The sequence below is a fragment of the Rothia sp. HMSC058E10 genome, assembly GCF_001809415.1.
GTDB classification, from domain to species: Bacteria; Actinomycetota; Actinomycetes; order Actinomycetales; family Micrococcaceae; genus Rothia; species Rothia dentocariosa.
The window spans coordinates 87,085-103,349 of sequence record NZ_KV797640.1; the positions used below are offsets into that span (position 1 = coordinate 87,085).

The window sequence follows — 16,265 nt, forward strand, 5'->3', positions numbered from 1 at the left end:
CGTTTACGCGCCGAGGTTTTGCCCTGTCAGCGGGGTTACGTTCCGCATCATGTAGCGCGTCCTTAGGGTGTTTTAAACCTTTGCTTTACCCATAGACCGGGTGTTAGGAGTCACGAAGTTTTCTTCCATATTTTTATCGGAGTTGTTTATTAACTGCGTGCTTTTCACCACCACTATGAGGAGCTAGGGTTCTGTGACTCAGGTTCGTGAGCCGATGAAGGCTCTGGAACGCCGGATTCCGGTGCGGCGGGTATTGAGGAACGCCCCGAAGCGGCACCCTGTGGACGAAGGCGCGACGAGTTAGCCGTCTTCTTGCGCGGCGTGCGCATATTATGCTTCTTCTGGGCGGAAGCGACCTTTCGCGGCGCTGATGCTGGGCGACCGTTCTGCCCCGTAGGATTCTGTACGGATGCTGAACTCGCTGCCTCGTCAGGAACATCTGGAACACCTGTTTCCGGAACTTGGCGCTTAATCCCGGAAATATGAGGCAGACGAGGTTTCCGATGCGGGGGTAACGGACCCCTGCCGAAGTGATGGGTTCGATGCTTTGCCATACCGTTCTTCTGAGCGGGCCGGTACGAAGCTTTCCCGATCGTATCTGCCGATACCTGTAACGCTTCAAGACCGAAGGATTCCTGCCCTACGGTCGAGTCCTTAACCGGCTCGGCGGCGGGACTCTGCGGGGTGCGAGATACGCCCTCGCTCTGAGCTACAGTCTGAGTCAAAGCAGGTTTTTCTGATTCCTGAGGTTCAGATGCGGCGGGTTTTTGTGCGGGCGTACTCCCCTGATCTGTCGGTTGCTTCGCCTTCATGGGGACAGCAGGAACCTGCGTTATCGTATTGTGCTGGTCGGTCTGCTGAGACTCTGCCGGTTTCTGCGTCTGAGGTAATGGCTGTCCTGTAGCCACCGTTGACTGTTCAGCCACGCTTGATGCTGATGCCGCAGGTTGTACTGCGCCGACGTTCTGTGCCGAGTCAACATTGTGCTCCGTTGTGCCAACGTTCTGCACGATGGCAGGAGGCTGCGTGGGCACGGCGCTCTGCTCGGTACCCGCTGCAGCTGCGCTCTTTTGACCCGTAGGTGCATCCTGTTGTTTATCTAGGCTCTGATCCGCCGCGGGGTGGGGATCGAGGGTGGAGGGCGCCGACGGCATCGCGACTGCGGCGTCTGGTGCCGGGGAGGGAATAGAGACAGGTGCAACCTGTGTTTGTGCCTGCGCAGCAGTCTCAGGTTCGGGGCTCTGGGGTGCGCTAGCAGCGGGCAACTGAATAACGGGAGCGACCGGAGCGGAAGCCTCCGGAACAGCAACCGAAACTGCGGAAGGTTTAGAGTGTGAAGCTTGCTTTGGCTCACCGTGCCCGTGCAGATGAGGATGCGGCACTACATCGCGCACATTAACGTGCAGGCGATGCAGACGACGAACGCTGCGTACCGTGAGCAGCCCCAAAATGACAAAAAGAGCCCCCACGATGATAAACGGCAAAAATCCGCGATCCTCAACCGGGCGGCTGGGCTCTGGAATCTTCGCCTTAACGATAGTCTCGCCTTCTTCATGCACCGGTGTGGCCGAAGCATCGGCGGGAGTTGGCGCAGGTACCTCTTGACGGCGATGCACTGCAATCCATGCCTTCAGCGACCCTAGCGGATTCTCCGTAGCATCCTGCGGGGTTGAAGGGTCCAGAGCCATCAGCGGATTTATGATGCCAAACCCATACACCGGGTCACGCCCGACAGCGCCAGTGTCGTCGGCACTTTCAGTAATACGCTGAATAATCTGAGCCGCGCTCAGATTGGGGTACTTAGACTTAATCAACGCAGCAAGGCCAGAAACCAACGGAGCGGACGCCGAAGACCCCGACCATATCATGTACTTATTCCCCGGTGCGGCAGCAATCATATCGTTGCTCGGCGCCGTCACACCAATAGAAATACCCTGAGTCGAAGAGCCCTTGGAAGCCTCACGCTGACGATCCACGCCGCCAACCGTCAGTACCCCCGGAATAGTCGCCGGGGCACCCACCTGGGTAATACCGCTGCCACGGTTACCGGCGGATGCTACGACGACCACGCCCTTCTCTTCGGCGTAGGCAAAAGCATCGTCCCAGCTCTTGGGCCAGGTCGTCTTATTCGAGCCAATAGAAAGATTGATGACCTGCGCGCCATGATCTACCGCATAACGCACGGCGGCGGGAATCTGCTCATCAATACTTTTCTCAGCATTCGAGACCATGTTAAGGGAGATAGGCAGAATCTTGGCATCCGGCGCCACGCCGATAACACCCGCAGGTTTACCAGGCTGACCAGCAATCTTAGGAATACCGGAAACATTATGACCGTGACCGGCAATCAGGGATGCAACTTCGGTGCCGTGCATGGGTTCTACGCCCAGCCCCTGCCAACCGTTAGGAGATCCCTCGCCAGAAGCGTCATAGCCCTCCAGCACGTTATCTACAAGATCCGGGTGGGTGCCGTCGACGCCGGTGTCAATGACCGCAACCGTCACGCCCGATCCCGTAGATTGTTTCCACGCATCCACAATCCTGTAGTCGGTAAGCCAATATTCGTGCTGACGAACGTCGTCCTTACCTAGAACGGCGGCTTCAGCGGGAGTGAGCGTTATAGGGGTTGGTGAGGCCGTCGGAGCGGCAGCAGCAGGAGCTCCGGATAGGGCTAAGCCAGTCGCGAGCGCCCCGCATCCGAGAAGTGCTACGACCCGACGTATGCTTGTGCGCGTCATCATGGCGATGTGGTTGGAACGCGTCATACCTGTGTACCTACCGTCGTTGGGTGTTAGTTGTACATGCTTAACGTACCTGGGATAGTGCTATACCGTCCAGAATGTCATGTTCGCTCACCGTCACAGAATCGATGTTTCCTTCGGTGATCTCATGCAAACGAGTCATGATACGGGCGTAAATGGTAGCGCCGGCGCCAATAACATCAACCCGACCGGGGTGCATATACCCCAGCGCGGCGCGCTCCTCGCGGGTCATAGAGCGCAGCATCTCTGCCGTTTTCTGCACCGTATCTACAGAGATGGAAGAACCGTTAATAACCTCGGAATCATAGGTCTTTAGCCCCAATGCCGCGGCGGCGATCGTGGTTGCAGTACCGGCAACGGCAACGGCCCGGGTAGCCTTTTCGAGAGGAACGCTCTGCAATACGCTGTCGATTGCCGCATCGGTGTCAGCTTCAACACGTTGAATCTGATCCGGGGTTGCAGGGGCAGATGCCATATGCCGTTCGGTCAGGCGCACACACCCGATATTTACGCTTCTTGCCGCCTGCACGCCGTCTTCGGTCCCAAGCACGAATTCGGTAGACCCGCCGCCCAGGTCAAAGACTACGGTCTTAGACTCATCGGCACCGACCGCCAGTACGGCGCCCGCAAACGACAGTTCCGCCTCTTCGTCGCCAGTAATTACCTCGGGTTCAATACCCAGAATGTCACGAATACCATCCATAAAAACCTGACGGTTTCCGGCATCGCGGGTGGCACTCGTCGCCACGAAACGAAGCTTCTTAACCTTGTGTTTACGCAAAAGTTTTGCGTATTCCCGCGTTGCCTCAAAAGTGCGGTCCAAGGCCTCTTGAGCAAGCCATCCAGTGGCATCAACCCCCTGCCCCAGGCGGACGATACGCATCTGCCGCACCACGTCGTTGAGGCGGGTTACCGTGCGACCGTTAACGGTTTCGGTGCTGGCGTCAGCGATCAGAAGACGGATAGAGTTGGTACCGCAGTCAATTGCGCCAACACGCATAATGGGCTCCAATCCACGCAAAGCGTGAGGTTTTTAAGGTTATCTAGCCTGCCGCAGATTAATGCGTCGAGCTACTTACATATTAGGTGCCCGTACCGGTTACAGGGAACGGCACGGGCAAAGTTCTTAAAAATGGCTGAAATTAGGCATCCCGCCATGATGGTTCACATGCGCAAACCTGCGGGGTCCACCAATCGGCGATCTCATCCAGACCCCAGTCCCCCATAGGGTTAATGCCGCAGCCCACCGCCAGGGTGTGACCAATCACGGCATGCAGGCATTTGACGCGCGTGGGCATCCCGCCCGCCGAAATATTCTCAATTTCGGGCACCTCATCGGTTCCGCTGATCAGACGTATGCGCTCACGCTCGGCTAGGTAGTTTTCGTGTGCTAGGGTGTATCGGTTCGCAAGTTCGGTATCGGCCGCGAGCGCATCGGTCATCTCGTACATGAGACCCCCTGCTTCCAGGCGGGATGCGGCCGCAGTAATCGCCGGATGCGCCAGGTAAAACACGGTTGGGAACGGGCTTCCGTTCGATAGCCTCGGCGCTGTGGCGGCAACAAGCGGGTTACCGCATACGCAGCGTGCGGGAATCTCAATAACATCCCGCACGGTACGGCCCAACTGTGCTGAGAGCACTCGGATATCTTGGTCGGTGGGCGTCAAGGTTTCTACGGTAACGCCGAAACCCTGCGGGGCGCGGTTTTTGAGGTCTTCTACAGTGCTCATAGATCTTTCTTGAAGAATCGGTACGTCAGGTTTTATCGTACAACACGGTTCACGTGTACAGCCGTACCAGCGTTACTTATCAGCAGGTTTAGGCGAAGGAGCCTTACCATCGTTCAGGGACCCCCAAAGTTTGTTCGTCCACGAATCTTCGGGAGCATTTTTCCCGGAGGCAGAGGTGCTGTCAGCCCGGCCGTCATCCGAATCTATACCGGTGACTGTATACGGGGTATCGCCCGGCGCCACATAGAATAGGCGGCTGCGGGCTTGCTGGCGCACATAGTCGTCGTCTTGCCACCAGGTTTTCTCAGCTTGAAGCTGCACGTTTTCCTGTTTGAGCTCAGCAATGCGGGCGCGGGTAGTGTTAATTTCCCGCTGCTGATCAACATAGTTAGTCAGCGGGTATGCGGTACCCAGCAGGAGCACTGCGATCATAATAAGAATGCCCAAAAATTTTCCGCTAAAGCGATGTGCCGCGACGGGAGTCTCATAATTCTCATCGTCATCGTGTTCGCGGTGGATGCGGCGTTCACGTGCATCGCGTTCCCTATCGGTGCGATGTGCCCGGGTACGGGCGCCGAAGAAGCTGTTAGCGGCGCGCATCCAGGCGGGGCGCTGCAAATACGAGCGGTCTTCAACGGTTCGATGGGTTGCGGTGATGTGGGGTTCCTTCGCCGCAGGTGCAGAAGATTTGACGTTCGTGGACGTAGCCTGCCGCTCGTGTGCCTCACGATGCGCTGGCTGCGGGGGCGGCAGGGTGGCCTTCGAGCGCCGCGCAGTTGGCTTCTGCTGAGCCTGCTTATCCGCGGTGTTGGCCGTGCGGGATGAACCGGGTTTATGCGCCTTCTGCTTGCGGGCACGGGATTTACGGGCAGATGCTGGGGCATCGGAAAGACTTTCGCGCGCGGCGGCGGACTGGCTGCCACGTGATGTGCGACCTCGACGCGGTTCCTGCCCCGCCGGGCTTTTGCGTCGTTCACGTCCGTCGCGCTGAGCCATCATGTAGTTTCCTTCCCTGCCCCTAAGTCTTTGATTACCATTCTAAGCTACCGTGAACGTTCAGACGGAGTTATCCCCCGAAAAAGTGATATACCCGAATTATTGCTGGCACATTCCCCTAACCCCTAGGGAAAACTGAGCTATTAGATTTGGAGGGATACATGTTCAAGAGCCATAAAGCGCGCCGTCGTCGTAGGCACCCTTATAGAGAGAGTCTACGAAGAAAAACAGGAGATAAAAAATCTGGTGCTCTCGCAGGTAATGTACCAGTCGAGAGCACCAGATTATGATGTATACGGTTCTAGCCGTCCGTATATTATCGCGTTACGCCTTCTTGAAGCGGGGGAATGCTGACTTGCCAGCGTAAACAGCGGCATCGCCCAGTTCTTCCTCAATGCGCAGCAGCTGGTTGTACTTTGCCACGCGCTCGGAACGTGCGGGTGCACCGGTCTTGATCTGACCCGCGTTAGTCGCCACAGCGAGGTCGGCAATGGTGACGTCCTCGGTTTCGCCGGAACGGTGAGAAACCATGCAGCGGTATTCGTTGCGCTGTGCCAGTTCCATAGCATCCAGGGTCTCGGTGAGCGAACCGATCTGGTTGACCTTCACCAACAGAGCGTTTGCCGCACCCTCGTTAATGCCCTTCTCAAGGCGCTCGGGGTTGGTCACGAATAGGTCGTCACCGACGATCTGAACCTTGTCACCAATCTGCTCGGTCAGGGTCTTGTAGCCTGCCCAGTCGTTCTCGTCTAGCGGATCCTCGATGGAAACCAGCGGGTACTTCGCCACAAGATCAGCATAGTATGCGCTCATCTCTTCGGCAGACTTCTTCTGACCCTCGAAGTCGTAGGCACCGTCGTTATAGAACTCGGAGGATGCCACATCCAGTGCGAGAGCAACCTGTTCACCGGGCTTGTAACCAGCCTTCTCAATTGCCTCAATAATGAGGTCGAGAGCCGCAGCGTTGGATTCAAGGTTCGGTGCGAAGCCGCCCTCATCGCCCAAGCCGGTGGAAAGGCCACGGTCGTGCAGCACGGACTTGAGCGAGTGGTAGACCTCAACACCGGCGCGCAGAGCATCCGAGTAGTTCTCGAAACCGATGGGAGCAATCATGAACTCCTGAATATCAACGTTGGAGTCTGCGTGAGAACCACCGTTGAGGATGTTCATCATGGGAACGGGAAGCACGTGGGCGTTGGGGCCACCCAGATACTTGTAGAGGGGAAGATCTGCGGACTCTGCGGCTGCCTTAGCGACGGCCAGAGAAACACCCAGGATTGCGTTAGCGCCGAGTTTGCCCTTGTTGTTGGTGCCGTCCAGAGCAATCATGGTTGCATCAACAGTACGCTGATCAGCGGCGTCGATACCGATAATTTCTTCCGAAATCTCTTCAATAACAGATTTGACGGCGCCCAGAACGCCCTTGCCTAGGTATACGGACTTGTCGCCATCGCGACGCTCGACTGCCTCCCACTCGCCGGTGGATGCGCCCGAAGGCACAGCGGCGCGTGCGAAAGCACCATCTTCGAGCAGAACCTCAACCTCAACGGTCGGGTTGCCGCGGGAATCCAAAATCTGACGGGCGTGAACTGCGGTAATAACAGCCATGAAATTGCTCCTTAGAGAGTACAGGATATGACGGCTCGCTCCTGTGATGTTGGGCGAGTCCCGTTGCCCTAAATTTTACCAAAACTCCCACACAAACACACTAGTTACCACGGGATTTTTTGCGATTCCTGAGGGTATCCAACACCTTTAGTCCCTTGTAAACTCGCCTCTCAAAAGGCATTCCCCCTGTGGACGCAGCATATCCTCGCACCGCAGGCACCAATTCGAACCCCAACCGATAACGACAAAGTTCTTTATCACACTCTACTAAAACGATTGAACATCTTTAGAGCCGGTTTCTACATCGCGCAACACAGGTGTGTAGTGCTTTATGCCCCACCCACGAATGTAACCAGTGGAGCTCTATTTCAGGGCATAAAACAGGCACCTTTAGATGCGAAAAACTATCGCATCTAAAGGTGCCTGATAAATACTCTTCAGCCTACGCGGCCACGAGGCTATTGGTTGTACTCAATAAACTTGCGGGTATAGGTGCGTAGGGCACGTTCCGCATCCAGCCCATTCTGACGCGCGCGGCACACAAGCGAAAAAAGTAGCTCACCGAATTCTTCCTCACTATAGGTAAAAGGAAGATCATCATCTAAGGAGGTAGGCTCCGGCGGCAGCACAATGTCGGCCTTGCGAGCCTTAGCAATTGTCTTCTCCGCTAGAGCCAGCGCAGGAAGATGAGGGGGAATGCCGTCAAGCGGACCTCGATCGGATTTCTCCGTCTTCTTAAGCTCATCCCAGAAAACCTGTTGTTCGGCGGCGGTCATCCGAGACTCGTCCGAAGAATCGCTGAAAACATTCGGGTGCCGATCGTGAAGTTTTGCGTCCAGACCCTCGATCACCTGCTCGATCGTAAAGCCGCCCGGTTCTGCCGCCGCAATATCGGCATGGAAGAGAACCTGAAGCAGAACATCGCCCAGCTCTTCACGTAGAAGCTGCAGGTTCGTACCCTCGGGTGCCTCGACAGCCTCCACGACCTCATAGGATTCCTCAATGAGGTATCGAATGAGGGACTGATGAGTCTGTTCGGCGTCCCAGGGACACCCGCCGGGCGCGCGCAGGGTTGCCATCGTCTGCACCAGACGCTCGAAGGCTTTCCCTGCACGCGCGGCAACTTCAGCTACCGTTTTCTCAGAAGCTCTATCTTCATTCACGGGCGGGCTTCTCCTACATGCTCCAGTGAGTTAGAGCATTTGCCATATGCGCCGGGATCTTAGCCCCCAGACGCGGGAACATGCGCAGTTCCTCTACGTAGCGATCGGCCTCAAGCTGGCGGGGGTACCGTACGAAAGCCTGCTCATTCGAGTAATCGAATGCAGACTGCACGGGCACGCCCGGGGTGAAGGTCAGGCTCATGGCGAGTGGCGACCCTTCACCTTCGCTGTAGGAATCGGCCTTGAGCGTGGGAATACCCAAATCTTCTTCCGAAACTAACTCGAAGGTTCGTACCTGCTCCCAGAATCCGTTGCGGCGCACGTGGGTGAGCACATCGTAGTAAGAACCCACCGAACGTACCCGGATCAACACGGTCGTTGCATCCTTAGCGCTACCATTCTCGCCAAAGAGAGCTTCGGTCACCGGTGCCAGATGCTCGATCACCTTAGCATCGGTAAGTACTAGGTTACCCTCGGCAAGCGCATCGCCAGCGAGCACGGAGGAATGTGCCTGATGCGCGGGGGTATCCGGCTCGGCTTCAGCGGGAGGCAGATCTGCGGATTCATGCTGCGCGGTCTTACCGTTTACAGTTGATTCTCCGGACTGAGCAGCAACAGCGGATGCGGTCTGCGCGGCAGGCGCATCCTGCTTATTCGACGCCGATTCCTGAGGCTTCGTGTCGGTCGAGCCTGTCAGCGAGTCCTTCTCGACTTCGGGGACGAGAGCGAGGTCATCCACATGCTTGGGCAGTGCAGAGGAACTGTCGGTACTGGTGGTGCCAGCCTGGGATTCCTCCACCACAGCCTGAGTTACATTCGCACTCTGATTCTCCGAGGTGTAACCCGCAGTAGTCTTGGCATCACTCTCAGCCTTGACGGTGCTTTCGGAATCAGCCGCCTTCTGTGAGTCCTCGCTCGTCTTATCAGCAGCGGACTTCGAGCCGGTACCCGAAGTCTTCACCGCAGCGGAAGTATCCGCAGCGTCTTCCTTCGCGTTCGATGCAGTCTTCTTCGCTTCGGAGGATGCCACGATAGTCGCCAAAGCCGCCTGCATGCTGTTGAGTTCTTCTTCGTCTTCAGAAGATTTCTCAACCTTGGTTTTCTCTACCTCAGCTTCGGGGGTTGAGAGGCCGGAAGAGTCCTTGGCTGCAGATGCGCCAGACACCGCCGATTTCTCGGAGACAGCATCGGCTTTAGCGCTGTCAATCTCGGTCTTGCTCTGCTCAGCAGCTTGAGCATCGTGACGACCGGTGACATTCTGCGGATCCGCATCGTAATCGTATTCGTAGCGTGAATCCTCGCGGTCGCTCTTCGACGATGCCGCGATCCCGGCGGCTGTCACGCCTGCGGCGCCAAGGGTACCTGCAGCGAGCGCGCTTGAACTGCTCTTGGTCGATTCTGCTGTAGCAGAATCAGACTTTGCAGTATCTGCCTGAGCCTTCGCAGAAACTTCCTGCTCCTTTTCGTGAGCCCCAGAGAGCTTCTTCTCGGAATCTACGGTATGTTCGGATTTCTCAGACTTCTGTGAATCTTGAGTATTGGCTTTGTCGGCATCAGCAGACTTGACGTTCTGGGTGTGGTCGTCAAGATCTTTCGCCTTCTGAGACTCAGCGGTCTTAGCTTGTTCATCGCTCTTATCCTGAGCGAGCTTTGCCTCAGATTCCTTCTGCGAAGAGGTATCATCGGCGGAATCAGCCAGCGCTGAGGTCTTCGCGGTCGACGTTTTCTGATCTGCAGCATCGGTGGATGCGGTGCTCTGGTCGGCGGAGGACTTTGCCGACTCGGCGCTTTTCGCTGATGAGTCTTTCTGCGAAGCCGAGTCTTTCTCGCTCGTTTCGAGAACGTAATCCGTGGTGTAACTCGATGCATCGGCGGTGTTCGTGTACGAAGCCTGTACCGCTACCAACCCGTTCTCGCTGGGGCTTGCTACCACGAGGGCACGGTTCCACACCCTGCCCGCGTCCTGTGCTCGAACGTAGAGCGAGGCAATCGACGAGAACCACGCATCGGTCGGAACCACAACACCCTGTTCGACTTCGCTGCCGCGATGGAAAATCCGGTAGTGCATATCGTCGCCCAGCTGGCGCAGTTCGTAGGACACCTTCCCGGAGCCGTATCCGCACATCGCAGTTACGAGGTCGTGCAGCGGATTCTCGGGGGTGAGAACCTCCGCCTTTTCGTTCCCTTCAACGGATGCTGCCGCCGCATGCGATGATGCGGCTGCGGCGCCGCTCTGAGAGGCTTTTTCATCGCGCGCAATTTTTTCGACGTCCTGCTTCTTGGAGTCTTTATCTGTGGAAGAGTGGGCTGGGACCTCATCGGCCACGGTCTTCTCGTGCTGTACAGCCATCTTCTCGGCAGAGGTTTTCTCAGCCGAAGTTTCGACGCTGCGATTCTTCTCGGGAGCCAAGGTTTCAGGGTCGTTACGGTCATCAAGATGTTTGGCGGAGCCCGTTGCCCCCGAGCCGACAAACTCGATCTTGTCGGACTTCTTCGAAGCCGACGGTGTAGACTCCAACCCGCTCGTCGCCTGAGCCTCAGGGCTAGGTGACTTTTTCTCGTAAGCAGAGACTTTTACATCCGAAGCAGATTCGGATTCTTGGGGTGTGGACTCAAGCGTAGACTTCGAGTCGGCGTTCGCTGTCTTCTTATCGTTTGAGTTCTTAGACTCAACACCGGGCGCGGGCACGAAAGCAGGCTTCTCTTCGGCATCGGTAGGCACGACTCCTGCGGCAAGTTTCTCCCGCTCACGATCCTCAACGTTCGGGGTCTTGATGTCCGCAGATTCTTTCTCTGCAGAAGAAGACGGGGAAGCAGCCGCATCGGCGTGTGAGGATACTGAGGAGGTATTCCCCTTGTACTCGGTGCCGTATTTCGTCTCGTTAAATTCTTTAAGTGCGTCCTGCACGTTTTGTTTCTGGGAGCCTGCTTCACTCTGTACCGACGCGGTACCCGAAACCGACACTGCGTTCGATGAGGGAACCGCAGTGGCGGAAGAGTTAGTCTCAAATGCATCCGCAGGCATACTCGTTGCGCGGTATTCAGAAATCTGGGGTGCACGTTTCGGGGCGGAAGCGTCGGGTGCCTGAGCTGATTCCTGTGTGAAAGAACCCGTCTGAGCGGCATCTGCGTTCGCAGCCTGTGAGGAAGCGCCCACGGTTTTCTTGCCTTCTGCTGACCCGGAAGTCCTCGCTTCGCCTGCTGTGGACGCCGAAGGCTCAGCAGAAGAGCCGCTGTGCTGTGCAGACTGTTTCAAAGCATCGACGTTAAGGTCAGAAGTATCTTTGCTCTTCTGCTCTTCCTGTTGCATGCGAGTGCTCTCAGCCTGCACAAACCGGCGTAGGGAATTCTCCCAACGCTGCTGTTCATTCACACGTTCCGCGAGGGTACGATCCGATGCCTCTGCATCGGAGTTAGGGAGGGCGGATTTTACGTCGTCAGCCTGTGCTTCTGCCTCAGCCTGGGCGGCTTTCGCCTGCTCTTCCCACTTCTTCTTACCGATTCCAAAGAATCCCACAGAGTTCTCCCACTCGTCAGCTGTTCGGCGCCCCGCAATGATGCGGCGCGGTTCGGTCATCCCCTATAGTTTATCCTGCAAATGTTATTCATGAGTGGGTATGACGCAGGTTTTGACGTTCATGCGCGGCTTAACACCGTTTTTTCTAGGGTAGACATCACTATTTTGGTTTTTCAGGCGCAATCCCACTCCCCCGGCAGATGCCCGCTATTTCGGCGATGCACCCGCACTTGACGTATTCCTCCTGTGACGAAACCCGTTCTTTCATAAAGTTTTCGTAAAGATTTGGCGGAGAGCCCCGTAAATATTTCTCGGTGCTGCGTGCTTCGGCGCCAGTGCCTGGAATATCCTCTATTACAGGTTGTCCGTAATATTAACGCGCCTCATCCCGCACCGGGTTCGCGGCCTTCGCAGCCTTCGCGAGCTCAAAACGCACGGCACGCAACGCGGTCGCCGCCATCACGCGCACACCCACGCCAATCGCCTGCTCATTAGGAGCGTAGTCCCCCTGATGTAAGTCGTAGACAGGATCTTCCGGGGCGCGAGTTCCTAGGCGGAACATCGAGCCTGGAACCTCCTGCAGAATCCACGCGAAGTCTTCTCCACCCATTGATTGCTCAACCAGCACGATAGATTCCTCGCCTAATTCGGCGCGCGCCGCGTTTTCCAACATGGTGGTTTCCGCATCGGTATTGACGACCGGGGGCACGCCGCGAATATGCTCAACCCTCGCCTGCACGCCAAAGGGGACCGCGACCTGCTCAATTACCTCGTCCAGCAGGTTACCCGCCTGACGCCACACCTCAACATCCAGACATCTCATAGTGCCCGCCAAATAGCCTTCAGCGGGAATAGCGTTTGGGGCAACCCCGGCGCTCACCTGCCCCCACGCGACCAGCACGCCGGAACGCACATCGGTACGGCGCGTGAGCACGGAGGGAACCTGCACGGCAATCTGGCTCATCGCGTAGATAAGGTCCTCGGTCAGATGCGGCCGAGAGGTATGACCACCATGACCACTCAGGTGAATCTTAATCGTGTCTGAAGCACTCGTAATCGCCCCGATGCGCGTGCCGATTTTCCCCAGTTCAACCTTCGGATCGCAATGCAGGGCAAAAGCACGCGGAATATTATGCAAAAGACCTTGCTCAATCATCTGCACAGCCCCACCCGGCAACTGTTCCTCGGCAGGCTGGAACAGGATACGCACGCTACGCCCCAGCGGAGTCTTTTCGTTCAGCTCGTGAAGCGCTAAAGCAACCCCGAGCATGACGGTCTGGTGAATATCGTGCCCGCAGGCGTGCATCACCCCGGGTATGGTCGATGAATAAGGCAGATCCGTCTGTTCGACGATAGGAAGCGCATCAATATCGGCGCGAAGAGCTAACGCAAACGGTCCGTTTCCGATATCGACGTAGCAGCCGGTGCCTTCGCAGGCAATCGGGTTCAGCCCTGCCTCACGCAGCGTCATCATAATGCGTTCAGTCGTTTTCACCTCGCGGAATGAGAGCTCCGGGGTGCGGTGCACCTCGCGGCGGAATTCCACAAGGGTAGGCATCATGCGAGCCACCCAGTCGTCGAAGACAGGGGTCGAAAGATCGTAACGTGAGTTTGCAAAAACCATAGTTCGAGAATAGCGCGAATCCGCAGCCAGTACACACCTTCCGGCGGCCCTCTTACGTTCGTTGAAGTTTTTGTACGCGACGTGACGAATCATCGCGTTGTGTGGCGGATTTATGACATTGTGACGGATTGTGACGAGACTGAAACCGCCGCCTGCAGACGCGGAAATTATCTAGCGAGCATCATTCGTCCTAATATCGCAAACAAAAATGTGGTGTGGGCACACCAACCTTGCGCCCACACCACATATCTTGTGTCTCTACGAGTTCTCCAACCGCTAGGCTTAGAGGGCTCGCGCCAAAATAGCCTGCTTGACCTCGGCAATAGCCTTAGTGATCTGAATGCCACGCGGGCAAGCCTCGGTGCAGTTGAAGGTTGTGCGGCAGCGCCACACGCCTTCTTTATCGTTGAGGATTTCCAAACGCAGGTCCCCAGCGTCATCGCGCGAATCGAAGATAAAACGATGCGCATTCACGATGGCAGAAGGACCGAAGTACTGACCGTCCGTCCAGAAAACGGGGCAAGAGGAGGTACAAGCCGCGCACAGAATACACTTTGTGGTGTCGTCGAATCGGGCACGTTCTTCCGCAGACTGCAAACGCTCACGTTCCGGTTCATTCGAGTCATTGATGAAGAAGGGCATGATCTCGCGGTACGCCTGGAAGAAAGGCTCCATATCGACAATCAGGTCCTTCTCGCAGGGAAGACCCTTAATCGGCTCAACGATAATGGGCTTGGTAATGTCCAGATCCTTGAGCAGGGTCTTGCACGCTAGGCGGTTACGTCCGTTGATGCGCATCGCATCCGACCCACAGATACCGTGCGCGCAGGAACGACGGAATGAGACCGAGCCGTCGAGCTCCCACTTGATCTTATGCAATGCATCCAGCACGCGGTCGGTGCGGTACATGGTCAGATTGAAGTCATCCCAGTATGCTTTATCCGATACTTCGGGGTTGTAACGGCGCACGCGAATCGTCACGTCATAGGTGGGGATGTTCCCGGAGTCTGAACCGGACATACCTTCAAAGAGCTTGACCGATTCCGGTTCGGGAGTTTCGTGTTCAGCCATTTTAGTACTTACGCTCCTTGGGTTCGTAGCGAGTGTAGACAACGGGCTTGGTATCAAAACGCAGACCCTGCACACCCTCAAACTCAGACTCGGGATCTAGATAAACCATCGAGTGCTTCATGAAGTTTACGTCGTCGCGCTTCGGGAAGTCCTCACGGTAGTGACCGCCTCGGGATTCCTGGCGGTGCAGTGCGCCCACCGACATCACCTTGGCAAGCTGTAGCAGGAAGCCAAGCTCAACGGCCTCCAACAGGTCAAGGTTGAAGCGCTTGCCTTTATCCTGAATCGAGATATTTGCGTAGCGCTTTTCGAGCTCGTCAATGGCGGCGAGAGCCTTGCGAATGGTTTCTTCGGTACGGAACACCTGCATATCGGCTTCCATCACACGCTGCAGCTCGGTGCGGATAGCGCCAACCTTTTCGGTGCCCTGCCCGTCACGAATACCGTTGAGCATCGCGAGAGTGCGATCGGCAGCATCGTCCGGAACGGGCACGAATTCTGCGGAGGCGGCGTACTCTGCGGCGCGACGACCAGCACGCTTACCGAAAACGTTAATATCCAGCAGCGAGTTGGTTCCCAAACGGTTTGCACCGTGCACCGACACGCAGGCAACCTCACCGGCTGCATATAGTCCTGGAATAGTCTCTTCGCTGTTGCGGTACACCTCAGTATCGTTGTTCGTGGGAATACCGCCCATCGCATAGTGCGCGGTGGGGAACACCGGAATAGGCTGGTGATGCGGCTCAACTGCCAGGTAGGTACGCGCGAATTCGGTAATATCCGGCAGCTTCTCGTCAATATGCGCGGGTTCGAGGTGAGTGAGGTCTAGAAGCACATAATCTTTATGCGGTCCGCAACCGCGACCTTCACGCACCTCGTTCGCCATTGCACGAGCCACGATATCGCGGGGAGCTAGGTCCTTAATGGTCGGTGCGTAACGTTCCATGAAACGCTCACCCTCGGAGTTACGCAGAATACCGCCTTCACCACGGGCACCCTCGGTCACGAGAATACCCAGGCCCGCAAGGCCAGTCGGGTGGAACTGTACGAATTCCATATCCTCTAGGGGAAGACCTGCGCGCAGGGCGATTGCCATGCCGTCGCCGGTGAGGGTGTGCGCGTTTGAGGTGGTCTTGAAGATCTTGCCGCATCCGCCGGATGCGAAAATCACGGATTTCGATTGGAAAACGTGTACTTCGCCGGTTGCCAGGTCGTAGGAGACAACGCCTGCAGGTCGGGGGTTGCCGTTTTCGTCTTCTGACATAATGAGGTCGAGCACGTAGAACTCGTTGTAGAACTCGACGTTGTGACGCACGCAGTTCTGGTAGAGGGTCTGCAGAATCATGTGACCCGTGCGGTCGGCAGCGTAGCATGCGCGACGCACGGCGGCTTTACCGTGATCGCGGGTATGCCCGCCAAAACGACGCTGGTCGATGCGCCCCTCGGGGGTACGGTTGAAGGGAAGACCCATTTTTTCAAGGTCGAGCACGGCGTCAATAGCTTCTTTCGCCATAATCTCTGCCGCGTCCTGATCGACAAGGTAGTCGCCGCCCTTGACGGTGTCAAAGGTATGCCATTCCCAGTTGTCTTCCTCAACGTTGGCCAAAGCGGCGCACATACCGCCCTGTGCCGCACCGGTGTGCGAGCGGGTGGGGTATAACTTCGTCAGCACCGCGGTTCGTACGCGCTGCCCCGCCTCAATAGCGGCACGCATACCTGCGCCGCCAGCGCCAACAATCACTACATCGTACTTATGTACCTGCATGATGCTCTCTCTCGTATGTCAAAAATCTT

At 56.6% G+C, this 16,265-nt stretch carries 10 protein-coding genes; all 10 read right to left on the reverse strand.

The window, feature by feature from the left end; translation table 11 throughout:
• Nucleotides 1-173 precede the first annotated feature (173 nt).
• The gene (locus HMPREF2609_RS07860; RefSeq protein ID WP_070536246.1) at nt 174-2,765 is read right to left on the reverse strand and encodes a S8 family peptidase; all 2,592 of its coding nucleotides are present in this window, start codon (nt 2,763-2,765) and stop codon (nt 174-176) included.
• A gap of 40 nt (nt 2,766-2,805) precedes the next feature.
• Nucleotides 2,806-3,762, reverse strand: coding sequence for a Ppx/GppA phosphatase family protein (locus tag HMPREF2609_RS07865; protein ID WP_070536248.1), 957 nt, complete (start codon nt 3,760-3,762; stop codon nt 2,806-2,808).
• Between the two features lie 142 nt (nt 3,763-3,904).
• Entirely contained in the window at nt 3,905-4,492 is a 588-nt protein-coding gene (locus tag HMPREF2609_RS07870) for a DUF501 domain-containing protein (RefSeq protein WP_070536249.1), read from the reverse strand.
• Between the two features lie 72 nt (nt 4,493-4,564).
• Complete coding sequence (locus tag HMPREF2609_RS11165) at nt 4,565-5,491, reverse strand: FtsB family cell division protein (protein ID WP_246825620.1); 927 nt, start codon at nt 5,489-5,491, stop codon at nt 4,565-4,567.
• A gap of 321 nt (nt 5,492-5,812) precedes the next feature.
• The gene (gene eno, locus HMPREF2609_RS07880; RefSeq protein ID WP_004006066.1) at nt 5,813-7,096 is read right to left on the reverse strand and encodes a phosphopyruvate hydratase; all 1,284 of its coding nucleotides are present in this window, start codon (nt 7,094-7,096) and stop codon (nt 5,813-5,815) included.
• A gap of 458 nt (nt 7,097-7,554) precedes the next feature.
• Nucleotides 7,555-8,259: a nucleoside triphosphate pyrophosphohydrolase gene (locus HMPREF2609_RS07885; RefSeq protein WP_070536251.1), complete on the reverse strand. Its 705-nt coding sequence runs from the start codon at nt 8,257-8,259 to the stop codon at nt 7,555-7,557.
• A gap of 13 nt (nt 8,260-8,272) precedes the next feature.
• Nucleotides 8,273-11,836 (reverse strand): hypothetical protein, encoded by a 3,564-nt coding sequence (locus HMPREF2609_RS07890; RefSeq protein ID WP_070536253.1) that lies wholly within the window; start codon nt 11,834-11,836, stop codon nt 8,273-8,275.
• A 313-nt stretch (nt 11,837-12,149) separates the two neighbouring features.
• Complete coding sequence (locus HMPREF2609_RS07895) at nt 12,150-13,400, reverse strand: amidohydrolase (protein ID WP_070536255.1); 1,251 nt, start codon at nt 13,398-13,400, stop codon at nt 12,150-12,152.
• 282 nt (nt 13,401-13,682) lie between these two features.
• Complete coding sequence (locus HMPREF2609_RS07900) at nt 13,683-14,471, reverse strand: succinate dehydrogenase iron-sulfur subunit (RefSeq protein ID WP_013398564.1); 789 nt, start codon at nt 14,469-14,471, stop codon at nt 13,683-13,685.
• Nucleotide 14,472: 1 nt separating this feature from the next.
• Nucleotides 14,473-16,236, reverse strand: coding sequence for a succinate dehydrogenase flavoprotein subunit (sdhA, locus tag HMPREF2609_RS07905; RefSeq protein ID WP_013398563.1), 1,764 nt, complete (start codon nt 16,234-16,236; stop codon nt 14,473-14,475).
• Nucleotides 16,237-16,265: the final 29 nt, after the last annotated feature.

Coding starts and splice junctions, on each gene's coding strand:
- HMPREF2609_RS07860 (WP_070536246.1), bottom strand. CDS start 2,765: ATGACGCGTTCCAACCACATCGCCATGATGACGCGCACAAGCATACGT.
- HMPREF2609_RS07865 (WP_070536248.1), bottom strand. CDS start 3,762: ATGCGTGTTGGCGCAATTGACTGCGGTACCAACTCTATCCGTCTTCTG.
- HMPREF2609_RS07870 (WP_070536249.1), bottom strand. CDS start 4,492: ATGAGCACTGTAGAAGACCTCAAAAACCGCGCCCCGCAGGGTTTCGGC.
- HMPREF2609_RS11165 (WP_246825620.1), bottom strand. CDS start 5,491: ATGATGGCTCAGCGCGACGGACGTGAACGACGCAAAAGCCCGGCGGGG.
- eno (WP_004006066.1), bottom strand. CDS start 7,096: ATGGCTGTTATTACCGCAGTTCACGCCCGTCAGATTTTGGATTCCCGC.
- HMPREF2609_RS07890 (WP_070536253.1), bottom strand. CDS start 11,836: ATGACCGAACCGCGCCGCATCATTGCGGGGCGCCGAACAGCTGACGAG.
- HMPREF2609_RS07895 (WP_070536255.1), bottom strand. CDS start 13,400: ATGGTTTTTGCAAACTCACGTTACGATCTTTCGACCCCTGTCTTCGAC.
- HMPREF2609_RS07900 (WP_013398564.1), bottom strand. CDS start 14,471: ATGGCTGAACACGAAACTCCCGAACCGGAATCGGTCAAGCTCTTTGAA.
- sdhA (WP_013398563.1), bottom strand. CDS start 16,236: ATGCAGGTACATAAGTACGATGTAGTGATTGTTGGCGCTGGCGGCGCA.